General features: G+C 26.3%; 20 protein-coding genes. All 20 read right to left on the bottom strand.

Annotated features, from left to right (window positions below):
• Window positions 1–32: 32 nt before the first annotated feature.
• Window positions 33–2,261 (bottom strand): glycosyltransferase, encoded by a 2,229-nt coding sequence (locus H8891_RS01775; RefSeq protein WP_187004934.1) that lies wholly within the window; start codon window positions 2,259–2,261, stop codon window positions 33–35.
• Between the two features lie 92 nt (window positions 2,262–2,353).
• Window positions 2,354–3,163, bottom strand: coding sequence for a flagellin N-terminal helical domain-containing protein (locus H8891_RS01770; RefSeq protein WP_187004933.1), 810 nt, complete (start codon window positions 3,161–3,163; stop codon window positions 2,354–2,356).
• A 111-nt stretch (window positions 3,164–3,274) separates the two neighbouring features.
• A complete protein-coding gene (locus H8891_RS01765) occupies window positions 3,275–3,595 on the bottom strand; it encodes a flagellar protein FliT (protein ID WP_187004932.1) in 321 nt (106 codons plus the stop codon).
• Between the two features lie 18 nt (window positions 3,596–3,613).
• Window positions 3,614–5,110: a flagellar filament capping protein FliD gene (fliD, locus tag H8891_RS01760; protein ID WP_187004931.1), complete on the bottom strand. Its 1,497-nt coding sequence runs from the start codon at window positions 5,108–5,110 to the stop codon at window positions 3,614–3,616.
• A gap of 11 nt (window positions 5,111–5,121) precedes the next feature.
• The gene (fliS, locus tag H8891_RS01755; RefSeq protein WP_187004930.1) at window positions 5,122–5,505 is read right to left on the bottom strand and encodes a flagellar export chaperone FliS; all 384 of its coding nucleotides are present in this window, start codon (window positions 5,503–5,505) and stop codon (window positions 5,122–5,124) included.
• Window positions 5,506–5,519: 14 nt separating this feature from the next.
• Complete coding sequence (gene csrA / locus H8891_RS01750; RefSeq protein WP_147545665.1) at window positions 5,520–5,732, bottom strand: carbon storage regulator CsrA; 213 nt, start codon at window positions 5,730–5,732, stop codon at window positions 5,520–5,522.
• Window positions 5,716–6,114, bottom strand: a complete 399-nt coding sequence (gene fliW / locus H8891_RS01745; protein ID WP_187004929.1) for a flagellar assembly protein FliW — start codon at window positions 6,112–6,114, stop codon at window positions 5,716–5,718. The genes csrA and fliW overlap by 17 nt, the downstream gene beginning before the upstream one ends.
• Window positions 6,115–6,129: 15 nt before the next feature.
• On the bottom strand, window positions 6,130–7,062 hold the full coding sequence (locus H8891_RS01740; RefSeq protein ID WP_187004928.1) for a flagellin N-terminal helical domain-containing protein: 933 nt from the start codon (window positions 7,060–7,062) through the stop codon (window positions 6,130–6,132).
• Between the two features lie 14 nt (window positions 7,063–7,076).
• Window positions 7,077–8,351, bottom strand: a complete 1,275-nt coding sequence (flgK, locus tag H8891_RS01735) for a flagellar hook-associated protein FlgK (protein WP_187004927.1) — start codon at window positions 8,349–8,351, stop codon at window positions 7,077–7,079.
• 18 nt (window positions 8,352–8,369) lie between these two features.
• Window positions 8,370–8,783 carry a flagellar protein FlgN gene (locus H8891_RS01730; protein WP_147545677.1) on the bottom strand — a complete coding sequence of 138 codons (414 nt, stop codon included), beginning with the start codon at window positions 8,781–8,783 and terminating at the stop codon, window positions 8,370–8,372.
• A gap of 12 nt (window positions 8,784–8,795) precedes the next feature.
• Window positions 8,796–9,056, bottom strand: coding sequence for a flagellar biosynthesis anti-sigma factor FlgM (gene flgM, locus H8891_RS01725; protein WP_187004926.1), 261 nt, complete (start codon window positions 9,054–9,056; stop codon window positions 8,796–8,798).
• 20 nt (window positions 9,057–9,076) lie between these two features.
• Window positions 9,077–9,400, bottom strand: a complete 324-nt coding sequence (locus H8891_RS01720) for a FliM/FliN family flagellar motor switch protein (RefSeq protein ID WP_147545683.1) — start codon at window positions 9,398–9,400, stop codon at window positions 9,077–9,079.
• Between the two features lie 19 nt (window positions 9,401–9,419).
• Entirely contained in the window at window positions 9,420–9,845 is a 426-nt protein-coding gene (locus H8891_RS01715; protein WP_147545688.1) for a YaaR family protein, read from the bottom strand.
• A 29-nt stretch (window positions 9,846–9,874) separates the two neighbouring features.
• Window positions 9,875–11,167 (bottom strand): GGDEF domain-containing phosphodiesterase, encoded by a 1,293-nt coding sequence (locus H8891_RS01710; protein WP_187004925.1) that lies wholly within the window; start codon window positions 11,165–11,167, stop codon window positions 9,875–9,877.
• A gap of 57 nt (window positions 11,168–11,224) precedes the next feature.
• Window positions 11,225–11,902 (bottom strand): lytic transglycosylase domain-containing protein, encoded by a 678-nt coding sequence (locus tag H8891_RS01705; protein WP_187004924.1) that lies wholly within the window; start codon window positions 11,900–11,902, stop codon window positions 11,225–11,227.
• Between the two features lie 127 nt (window positions 11,903–12,029).
• Window positions 12,030–12,743, bottom strand: a complete 714-nt coding sequence (dapD, locus tag H8891_RS01700; RefSeq protein ID WP_147545697.1) for a 2,3,4,5-tetrahydropyridine-2,6-dicarboxylate N-acetyltransferase — start codon at window positions 12,741–12,743, stop codon at window positions 12,030–12,032.
• Between the two features lie 14 nt (window positions 12,744–12,757).
• Entirely contained in the window at window positions 12,758–13,504 is a 747-nt protein-coding gene (gene dapB / locus H8891_RS01695; protein WP_147545700.1) for a 4-hydroxy-tetrahydrodipicolinate reductase, read from the bottom strand.
• Between the two features lie 10 nt (window positions 13,505–13,514).
• Window positions 13,515–14,393, bottom strand: coding sequence for a 4-hydroxy-tetrahydrodipicolinate synthase (dapA, locus tag H8891_RS01690; protein ID WP_187004923.1), 879 nt, complete (start codon window positions 14,391–14,393; stop codon window positions 13,515–13,517).
• Window positions 14,394–14,412: 19 nt separating this feature from the next.
• Window positions 14,413–15,411 carry an aspartate-semialdehyde dehydrogenase gene (locus H8891_RS01685; protein ID WP_187004922.1) on the bottom strand — a complete coding sequence of 333 codons (999 nt, stop codon included), beginning with the start codon at window positions 15,409–15,411 and terminating at the stop codon, window positions 14,413–14,415.
• A gap of 323 nt (window positions 15,412–15,734) precedes the next feature.
• Window positions 15,735–16,454: a gamma-glutamyl-gamma-aminobutyrate hydrolase family protein gene (locus tag H8891_RS01680; RefSeq protein WP_187004921.1), complete on the bottom strand. Its 720-nt coding sequence runs from the start codon at window positions 16,452–16,454 to the stop codon at window positions 15,735–15,737.
• Window positions 16,455–16,456: the final 2 nt, after the last annotated feature.

Below are 16,456 nucleotides of genomic sequence, written 5' to 3'. Positions count from 1 at the left end.
TCTTGTTTTAAAATTGATTTAAGTTAGTTAAACTACATATTCATAATTTTTTCTTTTGCTTCTAAAACAATTTCATCATTATCACAATAATTTATAATATAGTTAAAAAACTTAACAGATTCTTCATATTCTTCAAGCATTTGTTTTACATATGCTATATTAAAAATCACATCATAATTGTATTTATCTATTATATATGCATTTTTAAGTAATTTATCAGCACTTATAAAGTCTCCATTTAAAATTTTTATTATAGCTTTAAAATTTAAAATATCTATTTCAGCCCCAAATATACTTTCATATTCATCTATTTTATTTTGAGCATTAATTATATCCCCTGTATTTACGTCATTTTTTATTAACTCTTTATATTGCTTTTTAAGATATTTTAATTCTTCATTTTGATTAAATTCAGATTTAAAATTTTCAACTAATACACCTATAGATTTCTTATATTTTTTATTTTCAATTAATAATCCTTTCATGTTTTTTATATACTCTAATTCATTATTTTTTTTCATTTTTTGGATTATTATAATTTTTATTGTAAATATATCATCTTCATCTGTTAATAAATCTAATAGTTCTTCATCTGTTAAAGATTCATTGTATAATTGTTTTAAATAATCATAGTTGTAAGTTATATACATAAAAAATAATTTTTCATACTTTTCTCCAGTTAAATTTCCATGAAGTAATAATGATTTTGCTAAACAACTATATATTTTTATAAAATTTATATTTAAGGTATTAGTTATATTTTCTAAGTAATTATATAAATCTATTATGCAATCTCTTTTATTTATAATAATATAGTTAATATAATTTCTGACATTTAAGTAATTTACTTTATCTAAAATTTTTTCAATTTGCATACCTTGTTTTAATGCATAGTATAAGCAATCTCCAAAATACACTTCTTTTTCATTTTTTAAAATTTCATTATATTTTTCTAAATCTATTTTTTCCCCTAACCTTATTTTATTTAATAATCCATAGTTATCATCAATGTGGCAAAATAATTTATATATCTTATTTTTATCTTTTTCTTTTACTCTAGTTAAAATAGATTCTAGGGCTATCTTAAATTCATTTTGTTGTACTTTTGATTTTGATATATTATTATATAGTTCAATCATTTTCTCTATTTGATTTAATTTATATAAACTCATAAATATAACTAAATATGCTTCCTCTAGTGCTTTTATTGGTATATCGTCTATATATTTTACAACTTCTTCATACATCTCTAATTTGTAATAACTATCAATTATATTAATTTTACAGTTTTCTTTATAATTTAATGTATCAAAATTACATTCCATATTACTTGCTTGTGTAGTTATATCATAATTTTCTATAAGATATAAATATCTTTTATAGTTTTCTATACTCTTTGTATGTTTATTTAATTGCTTTTGACTAGTTGCTAAATAATAAAATATATCTATATTTTTATTATCTTTTTTTATATACTTAGTACATAACTTTTCACATTTATTAAATTCAGCTAAGTTAATATATAAACTAGCTAAATCTAAAGTTACAAATATAGGTATGTAGTTAATTTTAGTATATATATCATAAGCTTTTTCCATATAATAAAGAGCATCTTCATACTCCTTTGCTATTATATAATTTTTTCCTAATTGATAATTCATATATGGGTCATTAGGGGATTTCTTTACTTCTTCTATTAAAATCTTTTTATTTCTAATATCTTTTAATTGTTTAATTTCCTCATCTTCAAATAAATATCCATAATGATTAAACATCGCTATATTATTATATATAGGGTTTTTAAATATTGGTTGTTCATGTATAGCTCCTTTATATCCAAATCCATCATAATTTTTAAATAATCTTAACATAGGAGCTATGCTATAGCTCTCTTCATCTTGTGAAAGTATATTTTTTAATGTTATACATGCACTATTATATTTATTACATAAATCTGAATTAAAAAATTCTTTGAGTTTATCATAATTAGTTAACTGTTCATCTGCATCTAATATAAGTATCCAGTCTCCACTTGCATAGCTAATTGATATATTTCTCATATGTGCAAAATCATTATTCCAATCGTCAAAAAATACTTTATCCGTATATCTTTTTGCTATTTCAACAGTAGAATCATCAGACCCTGTATCTAATATTATAAGCTCACTATTTATATCTTTCATTAAAGGCTTTAAAGATTTTAAGGTTTTATCCAAATATCTTTCCTCATTTTTTACCATCATTACAATACTTAATAACATATTTAATATCCCTTTCAAATAATTAAATTTAAAAATAAAGAGTAAAGCATTTTTGCTTTACCCCTTAGTTTAAAATTTAATTAATTAGTTAATTATCTTAATAATTGAGTTACACTCTCAGGTTGTTGCTTAGCTTGCGCAACCATAGCTTGAGATGCTTGATTTAATATGTTTAACTTAGATAACTTAACCATTTCCTTAGCAACATCTATGTCTCTTATTCTAGACTCTGCAGCTGTTAAGTTTTCAGTAGAAGTTGTTAAGTTAGAAGAAGTGTACTCTAATCTATTTTGAGTTGCTCCTAAGTTAGCTCTTCCTGTGTTTATGTTTTCTAAAACTTTATCTACTGCATCAAGGAATGTTTGAGCAGCTTTTGAAGTTGCTACATCAGTAACCTTAGATAAAGTATTAGCTTGACCAACTAAATCTATTGTAGTTATAGTTCTTACTTCTGTATTAGCTCCTGCTTGTATTGTAAAGTTTTGAACTCCACTTAATAAGTTCTTTCCATTGAATTTAGCTTCTTGACCTATTTTAGTCATTTCTTGTTGTAATTGATCTAATTCAGTTTTTATCTTAGCTCTATCTGTAGAAGAGAAAGTATCATTCCCAGCTTGAACTCCAAGTTCTCTCATTCTTTGAGCTATGTTTCCAGCTTCTTGTAAAGCACCTTCAGCAGTTTGTACCATAGATATGCCATCTTGTACGTTTCTATCTGCTTGTTCCATACCTCTTATTTGAGATCTCATTTTTTCAGAAACTGCTAGTCCTGCAGCGTCATCTCCAGCTTTAGTTATTCTTAATCCTGTAGATAACTTCTCCATAGATTTTCCTGATAAAGCAGTGTTTTTTGCCATTTGGTTAGTAGCAACCATAGCGTTTAAGTTAGTGTTTATTCTCATTTTTATACTCTCCTTAGTTTTTTACGACATCCTTGTCTATTTTTATTTATTTACAATTACTTGGCCAAGTATTGCTTACAATTATATATATCGGATCACTTTTAAAAAACTTTACACTTTTTTATTAAAAATATTTAAATTTTCTTTATTATAGTTAATATATGAGTTATTTGCTTGTTTAGACTTTTTATGCTCCACTATTTCCATCTTAACTTTAATAATATTTTCCTTTATTAAAGAGTGTATTTTTTCATCTATTTCAAGTATCCCATCTTCAACAAGCATTTGTTTAAATAATTTTCTATCACTTACATTATCTAAAATCTTTTGTCTTTCGTTTAAAAGTTCATCAATATAATAAGTGTTATTATTTTCTAATTTATCTATAATATCTAATGATATTTGTTTATACTTTTTGGTTACTACCTCCATAAAACTACCTCCATAAAACTATGCTTGGGCAAAGTAGTTCATTTGAGAATTTAATTTATTCATACTAGCTTCTAATTGTCCAAATTGTTTATATAACTTTTCTTCCCTATCATCCATTTTTCTTTGAAGTCTTTTTATCATGTCTTCTTGTCTTTTTAATTGTTCTGAATAATAGTTTTTAACAACAGATGAAGTTTTTTCAAGCCCTGCTTTTCTCGCAAATATAGAAGATGAACTACCAACATATTTATGCATAGTATCTTTCATTTTTTCTAGCATACTAGTTTTTTCACCTGCAAAAGCTTTAAAAACTCGATCTCCTTCATTTTGAAGAGATTTTCTAAACTTATCTTCATTTATAGATAATTGTCCTCTTTTATTATAATCTTCACTTGAAGTTAATCCACATTTATTTAAAAACTGAGCATTTTTTCCGAATATAGCATTTTGCATACTATCCATAAAACTTCTCATTTCAGAATCATTTCTTAATAATCCTATTTTAGCTTTCTTTTCCCACTTTTCAATTTCTTTTTCACTCATATCTTCTTTTTGAGCATCTGTTAAAGGTGAGTAATCTTTATTTTTCTTTTCAGTTATAAGGCCATATACCTTGTCCATTATTTTGTTGTAATCTTCAACAAACTTTTTCATATTTTCAACTACAGGTTCTACATCTTGAGTTGAATTTATTTCTGTAGTTCCTTCAGCATGGACGCTATAGTTTATTCCATCTATAGTAAATGAATTTGATTCTTGCTCTAATGTTTTGTCAAATGTTTTGTCACTTGATTTAACTTTTATTTCAGCATTTTCTCCTTCGACTTTGTTACCTAATCCTAAAAACTTTAATGCATCAGATGGATTATTTTTAGAATCAACAATATTTAGTTTAGAACTTTTACCTGTTTTATTAGTTTTAATAGTAAGCTTTCCTGTCATTTCACTAAAACTTGCTTTTACTTTACCATCAGTACTTTCATTTATCTTTGCTATTAAAGAATCCATAGTATCATCAGAATTTATAGTTATTTCTTTTGATATTTCTTTTTCTCCATCTCCATATTTTATAGAAAATTTACTTTCTCCTGTTAATCCTAACTCTGATAATTTAACATCTTTCGTTATTTGATCTCCATTTTTTAAAAGCTTGTCAGATGATAAACTTGCAGGTTTAGCTAAGTGCTCGACAGTAAAACTATAATCTATATCATTTGCACCTGCACTTCCAGTTGCAGTCATTACTTTTTCATTAGAACTTGATACTTTTAATGAATTCCAAGCTTTTGAACTTATTATAGAATCTTTTGATGTTACTGAAAAATATTTATCTTGAAAACTTTTTATATCTTTCATCACATCCCTATATATTTCTTGTTGCCATTTTATAGTCTGTTCTTTTTGTTTTGCTCTATCAACTTTATTTTGTTCTCCTGAAAGCATTTGTTTTACTACACTATCAGTTTCCATTCCCGTTGCAAGCCCTGGTAACCTTACACTATTTACCCTTGTCATAATTATGCCTCCTATTTACCAGTCTTTATTTTTCTATCAACTGCATACCACATATCTCTTATTTCTTCTATTAAAGGTAATACATTGTCTATTATCTTTACATCTTTTTTTATATTAGCTCTAGATAATTCACTTTTTATAAATTCATAAACATTATATAAATTTTGCATATATTTACTAGAATCTTTGTCTATAGTTATCATAAGTTCTAAAAATATATCTTGAACTCTAACTAATTCTTTATGTGCTCTTTCCATATTTTTATCTATTATAGCTAATCTAGCTATCTTTGTATATTTAACCGCACCATCTAATAACATAAGTAATAATTGTTCTTTAGATGCTGTGTTTACAGAATTTTGTTTATATGTATTGTATGGATTTGCCGTATACATAAATTTCTCCTCACTTACTTAAATAACTTAAAAATATCATCAATATTAGCTATAGCTTTTGAATTTTCATCTTTTACATTTTCATATATTTCTTTTCTAAGTATCACCTTATCTCTTGGTGCATCAATAGCTAATTTAACACTTCCATCATCTATCTTTATAATTTTTATTTCTATATCGTCTCCAATTAGTATAGATTCATCTTTTTTCCTAGTAATTACTAACATTTTTATCACTTCCTATTAAAGGTTCTTTTATTTGATATTTATCATCTTGTAATATTAATTGTTTACCTTTATTATTTTTTATATTTATTATTATAGGAGCTTTTAAATTCACTGTACTTTTTTCTAAGGTTTTTCCTAAAGTTATTATATTTAATAATAATACATCATTAGGTGTTTCTATTTGTAATGACTTTATAGTTTCATCATCTAAATTTATTTCATAATCTTTTTTTACACAAAAAGGAGATATGGCTATAAATCCTATATTTTCTTCTTCTATGGAGTTGATTAATTTAAATTTAGAATCACCTTCAATATCACAAAGATTAAAAGTTTTATAATTTTCAAATCCAGGAAGTCCTTTTTCAAATGTTATATTCATAGTTATTCCTCCTGACTATCTTAAATAATCCATTATACTAGGTTGTATTAATTTAGAACCAACTTGAATTGATACATTATAAAGCATTTCTGCTGATTTTAATTCTATAAATTTATTTATATGGTCTACGTCTTGTTCTAAAGATAATACACCTTTCATATTTAATATATTTTCATCATTAAAATCTTTTATTTTTTCTGCTGTATTTACTCTAACTCCAAAAGTAGTTCTTGTATTTACACTATGATTAAAAAATTTATCTATATCATCTTTTACATTTCCTAGTAATTCTTTTTTATTTTTTTCTACATCCTTACCATTTGATATATCATTCATAAGCTTAGATAAATTATTTATTTGATCTAAATAGTTTTTCCCATCATTTTCAAAAATTTCTTTAGCTGAAATATTATAATCTACAGTTATTCCATCTGAAATTTCAGCTTTTAAATCTTTATTATTTATAGCTGGATTTAATTTTAATGTAACAACTCCATCTTTTTCTTCAAATGATACTGGAACTTCATCAACTTCTGTTCCAGAAAACATATGTCTGCCTCCATGAGATGTATTTAATGATTCTCCTAGTTCTTTAATTTTTTCATTAACTTCTGCATGTATAGCTTTTATTTCTTCATCTGAGTAAGTTCCATTACCTACTTTTAACAAACTTGTTTTTATTTCACCTAAAATATTTCCAATTTCTTCTAAAGATGAATCTGTATTATTCATCCAACCTACAGTTTCATCTATATTTTGATTATATTTTTCTGTATATTTAATTTCATTGTTTAAATTCATTATTTTTATAGCTTTGTGCGGATCATCCGATACTCTATTAATTTGTTTTCCCGAATCAAGCTGTCTATTTAAAGCATCCCTTCTTTGTAAGCTTTGTTGTGTATCATACATATGATTTCTAATCATTGAAGAGTCTGTTATTCTCATGTCTGCCTCCTAAATTATCTTATTAATCCATTTATTACAACATTTAATAATGAGTCTATAGTTGAAATCACTTTAGCACTTGCATTATATGCATGTTGGAATTGAACTAAGTTTATCATTTCTTCATCTAAAGTTACTCCAGATACGTTAAGTCTTGAATTATCAACATCTTTTAAAATTTTACTTTGATTTTTTTCATTTCTTATAACTTCTTGAGATTCATTTCCTAGTCTTTGAATTATATCATTGTAAAAGTTATTGATAGTCATGTTTTCTCCACCTATAGAAACTTTCTCATCTTTTAACTTATACATCTTTTGTGCTGTTTCTGATGATATATTTATATCTGTTTTTTTACTTAATATATCATCTTTTACTTTTAATATTGGTTTATCTCCAACTTCAAAAAAATCAATTCCTAAAGTTTTATTTACATTATCTGTTATACCTTCAGCTAGTTTTTTCACATCATCTTTAAAGCCTTTTATTTTCTCTATCATATCTAGCGAACCTTTTATTTCACCTGATACACCTTTTATACCTTTAAGGTCAGCTTCCGTTATATCTTTTCCATTTTCTAGCTTTTCTTTTAATAATTTTTGAACATTTTCATCTTGAATATTCATTTTAAAACTTAGATCATCTAAAATTTTATCTCTTTCATCTAATAAGTCATTAGGAGATTTCCCGCTACCTTGAACTAATTTGATATGTCTTTCTAATTCTTTTAATTGATCTAGTTTCCCGTTTATTTCTTTTATATTTTCATTTAATTTTATTTGTGCACTTTCGCTTAAATTATCTAATTTATTATAAACTTGACTTATTTTTTTTGATAGATAGTCACTATTTTGTATAACTATATCTTTTGATCCCTTATCCTTTGGGTTTTTAGAAAGCTCTTGCCAGCTTGTAAAGAAGTTATTTATAGATGCTGATATTCCATTTTCTGATGGTTCATTAAATATAGTTTCCATAGTAGTATAGTGATCATATTTAATCTCTATTTCTCCATAATTATGACTTTCACTTCTAAATTGGAAATCATAAAAAGTGTTTCTTATTCTAGTAATGTCTGTAGCTTCAACTCCTGTACCTAGTTGACCTGCACCTAAAGTACTGTTGTATCCTGGGTAACTATATGCACTTCTTGCACTTTGTTCTACTTTTTGTCTTGAATACCCAGGAGTATTCATATTATTGATATTATGAGAAGTTGTTTGTATTGATGCTTGACTTACACTCATTCCTGTTCTTGCTGATTGTAAGCTACCTAATAATCCTGTCATAGTTTCTCTCCATTTCTCCTATTTACCTACTTGCCCATAAGCATTGTAAGTACCTATTCCTTGATTTGGTTTTATAACATTCATCATTTTTTTTGTAAAAAATAATCTTTGTTTTAAAAGAGTTTGATTTGCTTCTTTTTGCAATTCAATCATTTTTATATTTGATTTTATTTCTTCATATGCTTCTTTAATTTTCTCATCTTCACAATTTTCAATCAAAGAACTCATACTAACTTCTTCTGTAATTATATTTCTTCTTTGTATTTCTAACTTAGCTATATCCCTTGATATATTCTCTAAATCTTTAGCTATTTTATCCATTTTTGTTACTTCTTTATTAATAATGAACTCATGTTGTTCATCTAATAAATCCAATAATTTTTTAAATAACTTTCTTTGTTCATATATTACAACTTTTAATTCAGGGTTCAAATCTTTTTCCTCCTAAAGTTTTTCAATTATCTTTTTTGCTAAGTCTCTAGAATTTACTTTGTAAGTTCCACTTTCGATTTGTTTTTTTAATCTATTAATTTTTTCCATATCTATTGATTCTTCTTTTGAATTAACTTTGCTTAAATATTTACCTAATTCAGATATTTCTAATGTATCTGCATTATTTTTGTTTTTATAATTATTATGATTTTTTATTTTATCCATTTTATATATATTATTGAACGCTACTTTCACATCATTGCTAACTTTCAAAATATACCTCCTCAAGAATTTTAATATTCTTCTTGCATTGATTTTATTTTTGATAATCTTACTGCTATTCTATCATGAATTATCATACTTTCTCCACTTGCTATATTAACTCCATTTACGTTTATATCTAGAGGATCTTCTAAACTTTTTTCAAGCTGTATTACATCTCCAACCTTAAAATTCACTATTTTTTCTATCTTTTCACGAGTAGATCCTACTAAAACTTCCAACTCCATCTTAGCCTCAGATATAGATTCTATAGCATTTATAGGTTCTAATTCGCCTAATTCTAATTGTTCAAATTTAGGCTCATAAACTTCTTTTGTTTGTTTTTCATTTTGCATAAATTTATCTCCTTATATCTTATAAATATAAATCAATTAAAAGTCCATTAATTTCATCAATTTGTGATGCCATATCTATATTTTCTTTTTCATCATTAAAAAAATCTCTAGTTATACTTTCTAATTTTTCATTTACTACATTTACTGTTCTAAAGTAGTTTTGATTCCAAAAACTATCTTTTTTATCTATTTCATAAGCATATTCAACCACAGATTTTAAATATTTTTGTATAACTTGTTTGTAATTAATTACATCTGTATACCCTTTTGTATGTATTAACTTTTTACCTATCTCTTTTATCTGATTTAAATATTTATCTACTTCTTCTTTTGTTTTTAATTTGTTAACTTGATTAAAACTCTCACTAAAACTTATTCCCTGTTTAATTTTTCTAGTATCTATATTTGCAGTTTCTTGCACTATTTTAAAATCACTTATTTTCATAATCAACCTCTAATAAAATTAACTTATAGCTAATTTGTCATACTTTTATATTTACCTTTTCCTACTACATCTATTAATTCATTTAAACTCATAGGTTTATAACAATAGTACCCTTGTACTAAATCACACTTTATATTTTTTAACATTAAATATTCTGATTCAGTTTCTACTCCCTCTGCTACAACCTTTGTTTTAGTTGTATGAATCATCTTTATTAAATTTTTGATAAACATAGGATTTACATTCATGTATTCTACTAATGATTTATCTATTTTTATTTCATCTACACTATAATTTTTTATATAATTTATAGAATTAAATCCTTTACCAAAATCATCTATAGATATTTTTATCCCTGTACTTTTTATTTCGTTTATTATATCATTTATTTTTATAATATCTTCTATATTTTCACTCTCAGTTAATTCTAGTTTCAATAAGTTAAATTTAAAGTTTATTTTATTTATACTGTTTATCAAATCTTTAATAAAAAATTCATTATCTAGTTGATTTGGGGATATATTAACGGATAGATCTATTTCTGTATTCAATATCTCATTTAAATATTTTATATCTTCACAAGCTTTTTCCAATATCCATTTCCCAAGTATATTTATATATCCATATTCTTCAGAAAAAGCTATTAGTTTTTCTGGATTTATATATCCATGTTCAAAGCTAAACCACCTTATCAACGCTTCTACTCCAACTATCTCTCCACTTTGCAAATCAACTTTTGGTTGATAATATAATTGTATTTCTTCTTTTTTTATAGCTTCTTCTATAGATTTTATACTTATATAATCATCATATCTTTCATTATAAATTTCAAATCCACTTCTTTTTTTTGACAAACTAGACATGCAAACTTCCAATTTACTGGTAGCATCTTCTATATTTAAATCTTTGTCTTTATATATAACAGCTGCAATATTAAATTGAATATATATCTTATACTTATTTTCAACTTTATCTAACAATGTAGCCATTATATTATTCATAAAATTTTTAATATATACTTCATTTACATTTGGTGTATATATAGCAAATGCAAAATTTGATAGTCTAGCTAAAATCATATCTTTACATTTATAACTTAAATTTTTAGCTATAAATTTTATTATCTTATTACCTTTTTCAACTCCATAATTAATATTTATAAAGTTTATTCCATCAATTTCAACTCTTATTATAGTTCCATTTGACTTCCATTTTATATAATTACAAAAATACTTTTTATTGTATACACCTGTAAGATTGTCTTTTCTTGGTATATGCAAAAATATATTTTTCTTAATCTTTTTTAGTTGTCTTTTTTTCATATTTTTTCTCCATAAATAAGGAACATACATACTACTATATATAGGTTAAATAAAATTTTAGCCTTTGTAATATTTCATTACTTTAGGAACATATTTTTGAGTTTCTTTTGGCATTAAATATATATCCTCTAAAGATCTAACTCCCCTTCTCATCATTCTAGTAGGACCTCCATTATATGCCATTAAAGCCATCTCAACATTGCCATGATATCTATCTAAATACTCTTTAATGTGCCTTGTTCCACCATCTATATTTTGTTCAATATCAAATGGATCTGTAATTCCTAAATCTCTACAATTTTCCGGCATAAGCTGCATTAATCCTTTAGCTCCTGCTGAAGATTCAGTTTTTGGATTAAAGTCTGATTCAACTTTTATTATTGACTTTATCAATTTTTCATCAACACCATACTTTTTTGATGCTACAGATATAGCATTTTCTATTTTAGTGTTTATATCTTCATTTTTAGAAGATATCTTTAATTTATGGCTATTATGTATAGAGTTTACCGTATCTAACTCTTTAGCTAAATTACAACTTACCCCAGATTTACTTATATCACCATTAATGTTTACATTTTGAATATTATATACTTGATTTTTACTTGCTATCGCTTCTAGTAAATTTATTAACAACATATCAAATCCGTTACTACGACTACTACAATTGCAACTTCTAAAACTATTATTAGACATCAAAGATGCTATTTTAAATAATTCTATATTATCAATCATTTTATCACCTCTACCATATAGTTCTATTAATTATACGTCAACTAACTAAAATACTTGATGTTTTTAGATTTAATAACTTTAAATTAGTATAAAAAAATAAGGTCATATTTATATGACCTTATTTTTATTAGTCTAAGTTTCTTAAATCGTCCATTAATTTTGTTTTATCAGCAGTTTTTTCATCCTTCATTTTTATTACTTTTGCAGGAGAACCAGCAACAACTGCTCCAGCAGGAACATTTTCAGTAACTACAGAACCAGCAGCAACAACTGCACCTTCTCCGATTCTAACACCTTCAAGTATTACTGCATTAGCACCTATCATTGCGTTATCTTCTATAATAACTGGATCTGCTGAAGGTGGCTCTAATACACCTGCAACTACTGCTCCAGCTCCAAGGTGAACATTTTTACCAAGTGTTCCTCTAGCTCCTATTACAGCATTCATATCTACCATAGAACCTTCTCCAACTACTGCTCCTATGTTTATAACTGCTCCCATCATTACTACAGCATTTTTACCTATAGTAACCATATCTCTTATATAAGCACCTGGCTCTATTCTTGCATGCTCATGTAAATAGTTATACATTGGTATTGCAGAATTTCTTCTGTCATATTCCATATGTATATCAACTAATTTATCCTTTTGAGCATCTAAAACTGGCTTTATAGCCTCATAGTCTCCTATTATAGTGAATGAACCGTTGTTTCCAAACACTTTGTAATCTTCAGTTGACTCAGCTTTTAAATCTCCGTTCACATAAACTTTTACAGGAGTTTTCTTCTCAACTGTCTTTATATATCTTGCTATTTCGTATGCGTCATTTAAATTTATCATTCGTTACCTCCTAATTAGCTTAGCATATCGTCCATGTTGTAGTATCCAGCTTCTTTATTAACTAAATACTTAGCTGCTGTTATAGCTCCATTTGCAAATATATCTTTAGATTGAGCTCTATGACTTATCATAACTTCCTCATCTAATCCTGCAAATATAGCTTCGTGTTCTCCAACTATTGTTCCACCTCTTACAGCATGTATACCAACTTCATTTTCCATTCTCTTGGCGTCTCTTCCGTGTCTTCCGTAGTTATAAGTAACTTCTGGTAAAACTTCTTTAACTGCATTGGCTACCATTATAGCTGTTCCACTTGGTGCATCAACTTTTTTATTGTGATGCTTTTCTATTATTTCTATATCAAATCCCTTTAATGCCTTTGCCGCTTCTTTTACAAGTTTTAGCATTACATTAACTCCTAAAGACATATTAGAAGAATGGAATATTGGTATTATTTTTGAAGCTTCTTTTATTTGTTCTAATTGATCTTTAGTAAATCCTGTTGTAGCTATTACTAAAGGTGTTTTTGTTTTAAGCGCATAACCTAACACATCATCAAGTGCAGAGAAATGTGAAAAGTCTATTATAACATCAGCTTCTTCTTTTATTTCACTCATTTTATTATATAATTTATAGTCAGGAGTTTCTCCTGTTGGCATAGAACACCCACAAACTAACTCTGTATCTTTATCTTCATTTACACATCTTGTAAGAACTTTTCCCATCTTACCAAGTGAACCATTTACTATAACCTTTATCATTTTAATCCTCCTAAAACTCAAAACCGTAGTTTACAAGTTCATCTCTTAAAGCTTTCAAATTATTTTCTTCCATAGGAGCAAGTGGTAATCTTAAATCTCCAACTTCAAATCCTAATATATTCATAGCAGTTTTTACTGGTATAGGATTAACTTCTATAAATAATTTATCTATTAATGCTTTCATACCCAATTGTAGGTCTCTTGAACCTTTAACATCACCATTTAAGAACTTTTCTACTAAATCATGAGTTTCTTTTGGGCAAATATTTGCAACTACTGATATAACTCCAACTCCACCAAGTGATAAAAGTGGTAATATAGAATCATCGTTTCCTGAATATATCGCAAAACTTTCTGGCACTAATCTAGCAATTTCTGCAACTTGTGCTATATCTCCACTAGCTTCTTTAACAGCTACTATATTTTCTATTTTTGCAAGTTCTGCTATTACACTAGGTTTTATATTAACTCCTGTTCTTCCTGGAACATTGTATAATATAATTGGTAATTCTGTACTAGCTGCAATAGTCTCAAAATGAAGTTTAAGACCTCTTTGATTTGTTTTATTGTAATAAGGAGTTATTACTAAAAGTCCATCTGCTCCTAATTTTTCAGCTTCCTGACATAAGTAAACTGAATGCATAGTATCATTAGAACCTGTTCCTGCTATAACTGGTATTCTTTTATTAACTTTTTTTACAGTAAAATCTATTACAGCAAATTGTTCTTCATCAGACATCGTTGTAGATTCTCCAGTAGTTCCACAAACTATTAATGCATCTGTGTTGTTTTCTATATGATATTCTATTAATTCTCCAAGTTTTTCAAAATCTACACCATCTTCGTTAAAAGGAGTAACTAAAGCAACTCCAGAACCCTTAAATAACATACTCAATACCTCCTAATTTTTATACTAAATCATATTTTAAAAGAAGTTCAGCAATTTGTACAGCATTTGTAGCAGCACCTTTTCTTATATTGTCAGCTACTACCCACATATTTATACCGCTGTCTACGCTAAAATCTCTTCTTACTCTACCTACAAATACTTCATCTCTTCCACTAAGTTCAAAAGCAGTAGGATATACATTATTTTCTATATCATCTACTAATTCTAATCCTTGTGAGTTTGCTAGTAAAGCTTTTAATTCTTCTATATCAAAATCTTTTTCAAACTCTACATTTATAGATTCACTATGTCCATTTACTACAGGTACTCTTACTGTAGTTGCTGTGATTTTTAAATCATAGTCATTTAAAATTTTCATAGTTTCATTTATCATTTTCATTTCTTCTTTTGTATATCCATTATCCATAAATACATCTATGTGTGGTAAGCAGTTATATGCTATAGGATGTGGATAGAATTTATTTTCTAATCCTTTTATTCCATCTTCTAAGTCTTTAGTTCCTTTTACTCCAGAACCTGATACTGCTTGATATGTTGAATATACTATTCTTTTTATATTGTATTTATCATTAAGAGGTTTTAACGGCACCATTGCTTGTATAGTAGAACAATTTGGATTTGCTATTATACCTTTATGTTCTTTAACAGCGTCTGGGTTAACTTCAGGAACTACTAAAGGTACATTTTCATCCATTCTCCATGCACTTGAGTTATCTACAACAACTACACCTTTTGATGCAGCTATCGGTGCGTATTTTTCACTTATACTTCCTCCCGCTGAGAAAAGCGCTATTTGTATATCTCTATCAAATGAATTTTCATTTAGTTCTTCTACTGTATATTCTTTTCCTTTAAATTCTACTTTAGATCCTGCTGATCTAGCTGAAGAAAATAAATATAGATTATCTATTGGGAAATTTCTCTCTTCTAATACCTTTAAAAAAGTTCTTCCAACCATACCAGTGGCTCCAACTATCGCAACGTTTACTTTTTTCATATCTATGCGCCTCTTTTCACTTAAAATTTCATTATCCAATAATATATACGTAATTTTAGTATATATTATTTTAAATATCAATGTCTAGTATATAAACATAGCATTAATCGCAATAATTTTTATAATTTAAGCATTAATGTCCATATAAATAAACTTTATATGTTATATTATGACTTTCATATGTATTTGTGATTTAATTGTAGTATCTTATTCTGTTGCAAACGCTTAACAATTATGATATAATTCATATAATTTGAATACATCACTAAATAAAAACCGATAGAGACTTATTATCTATCGGTTTTTATTTTTTTATTTAAATTTTATCTACATTCATCTATAAATCTCTTAAATAAATTAAGCATATGAGAACTATAATCTACCATCAGTTCTGGATGCCACTGAACACCCAATACAAATTTTTCATTTTCCTTTTGGACAGCTTCTATTACCCCATCATTTGAATATGCTATTACTTTTAAATTACTTCCTAGAGTTTTTATACTTTGATGATGATAACTATTTACTAATACTTTATCTTTTATTATATCTTTTAATATTGAATTTTCTTTTATATCTATATAATGAGTTCCTAAGTAAGGTTTTGTTTCTTGATTATGTTTTATATGACATCCTTTTATATATTTTAAATCTTGATATAAGCTACCTCCTAATGCTACATTTAATACTTGTAATCCTCTACATATTCCAAGAATTGGTTTATCCAATTCTAATGCTATCTTTGTTACCTCTATATCAAATTCATCTAATATTGGATTTATATATCCAAGTTCTTTAAAAGGCTCTTCTTTATATATATTTGTATTTACATCATCTCCTCCAGATATAATTATCCCATCCATAGCACTTACTTGTGCTTTTATATTTTCTTTGTTTGTATTTGCAGGAATAACAATTGGTACTCCTCCTGCCTTTTCAATTGCATTTATATAAGCATTTGTAAGATTTATTCTTTCAAGACCATTAAAGGCTCCTGAATCTATAGTTGCTAATCTTCCCAATACCCCTATTAAAGGTTTCATAT

The sequence above is a fragment of the Paeniclostridium hominis genome (genome assembly GCF_014306135.1).
Lineage (GTDB): Bacteria > Bacillota > Clostridia > Peptostreptococcales > Peptostreptococcaceae > Paraclostridium > Paraclostridium hominis.
The sequence above is the reverse complement of the archived record's forward strand: the minus strand, read 5'-3'. Positions and strand labels throughout refer to the sequence as shown.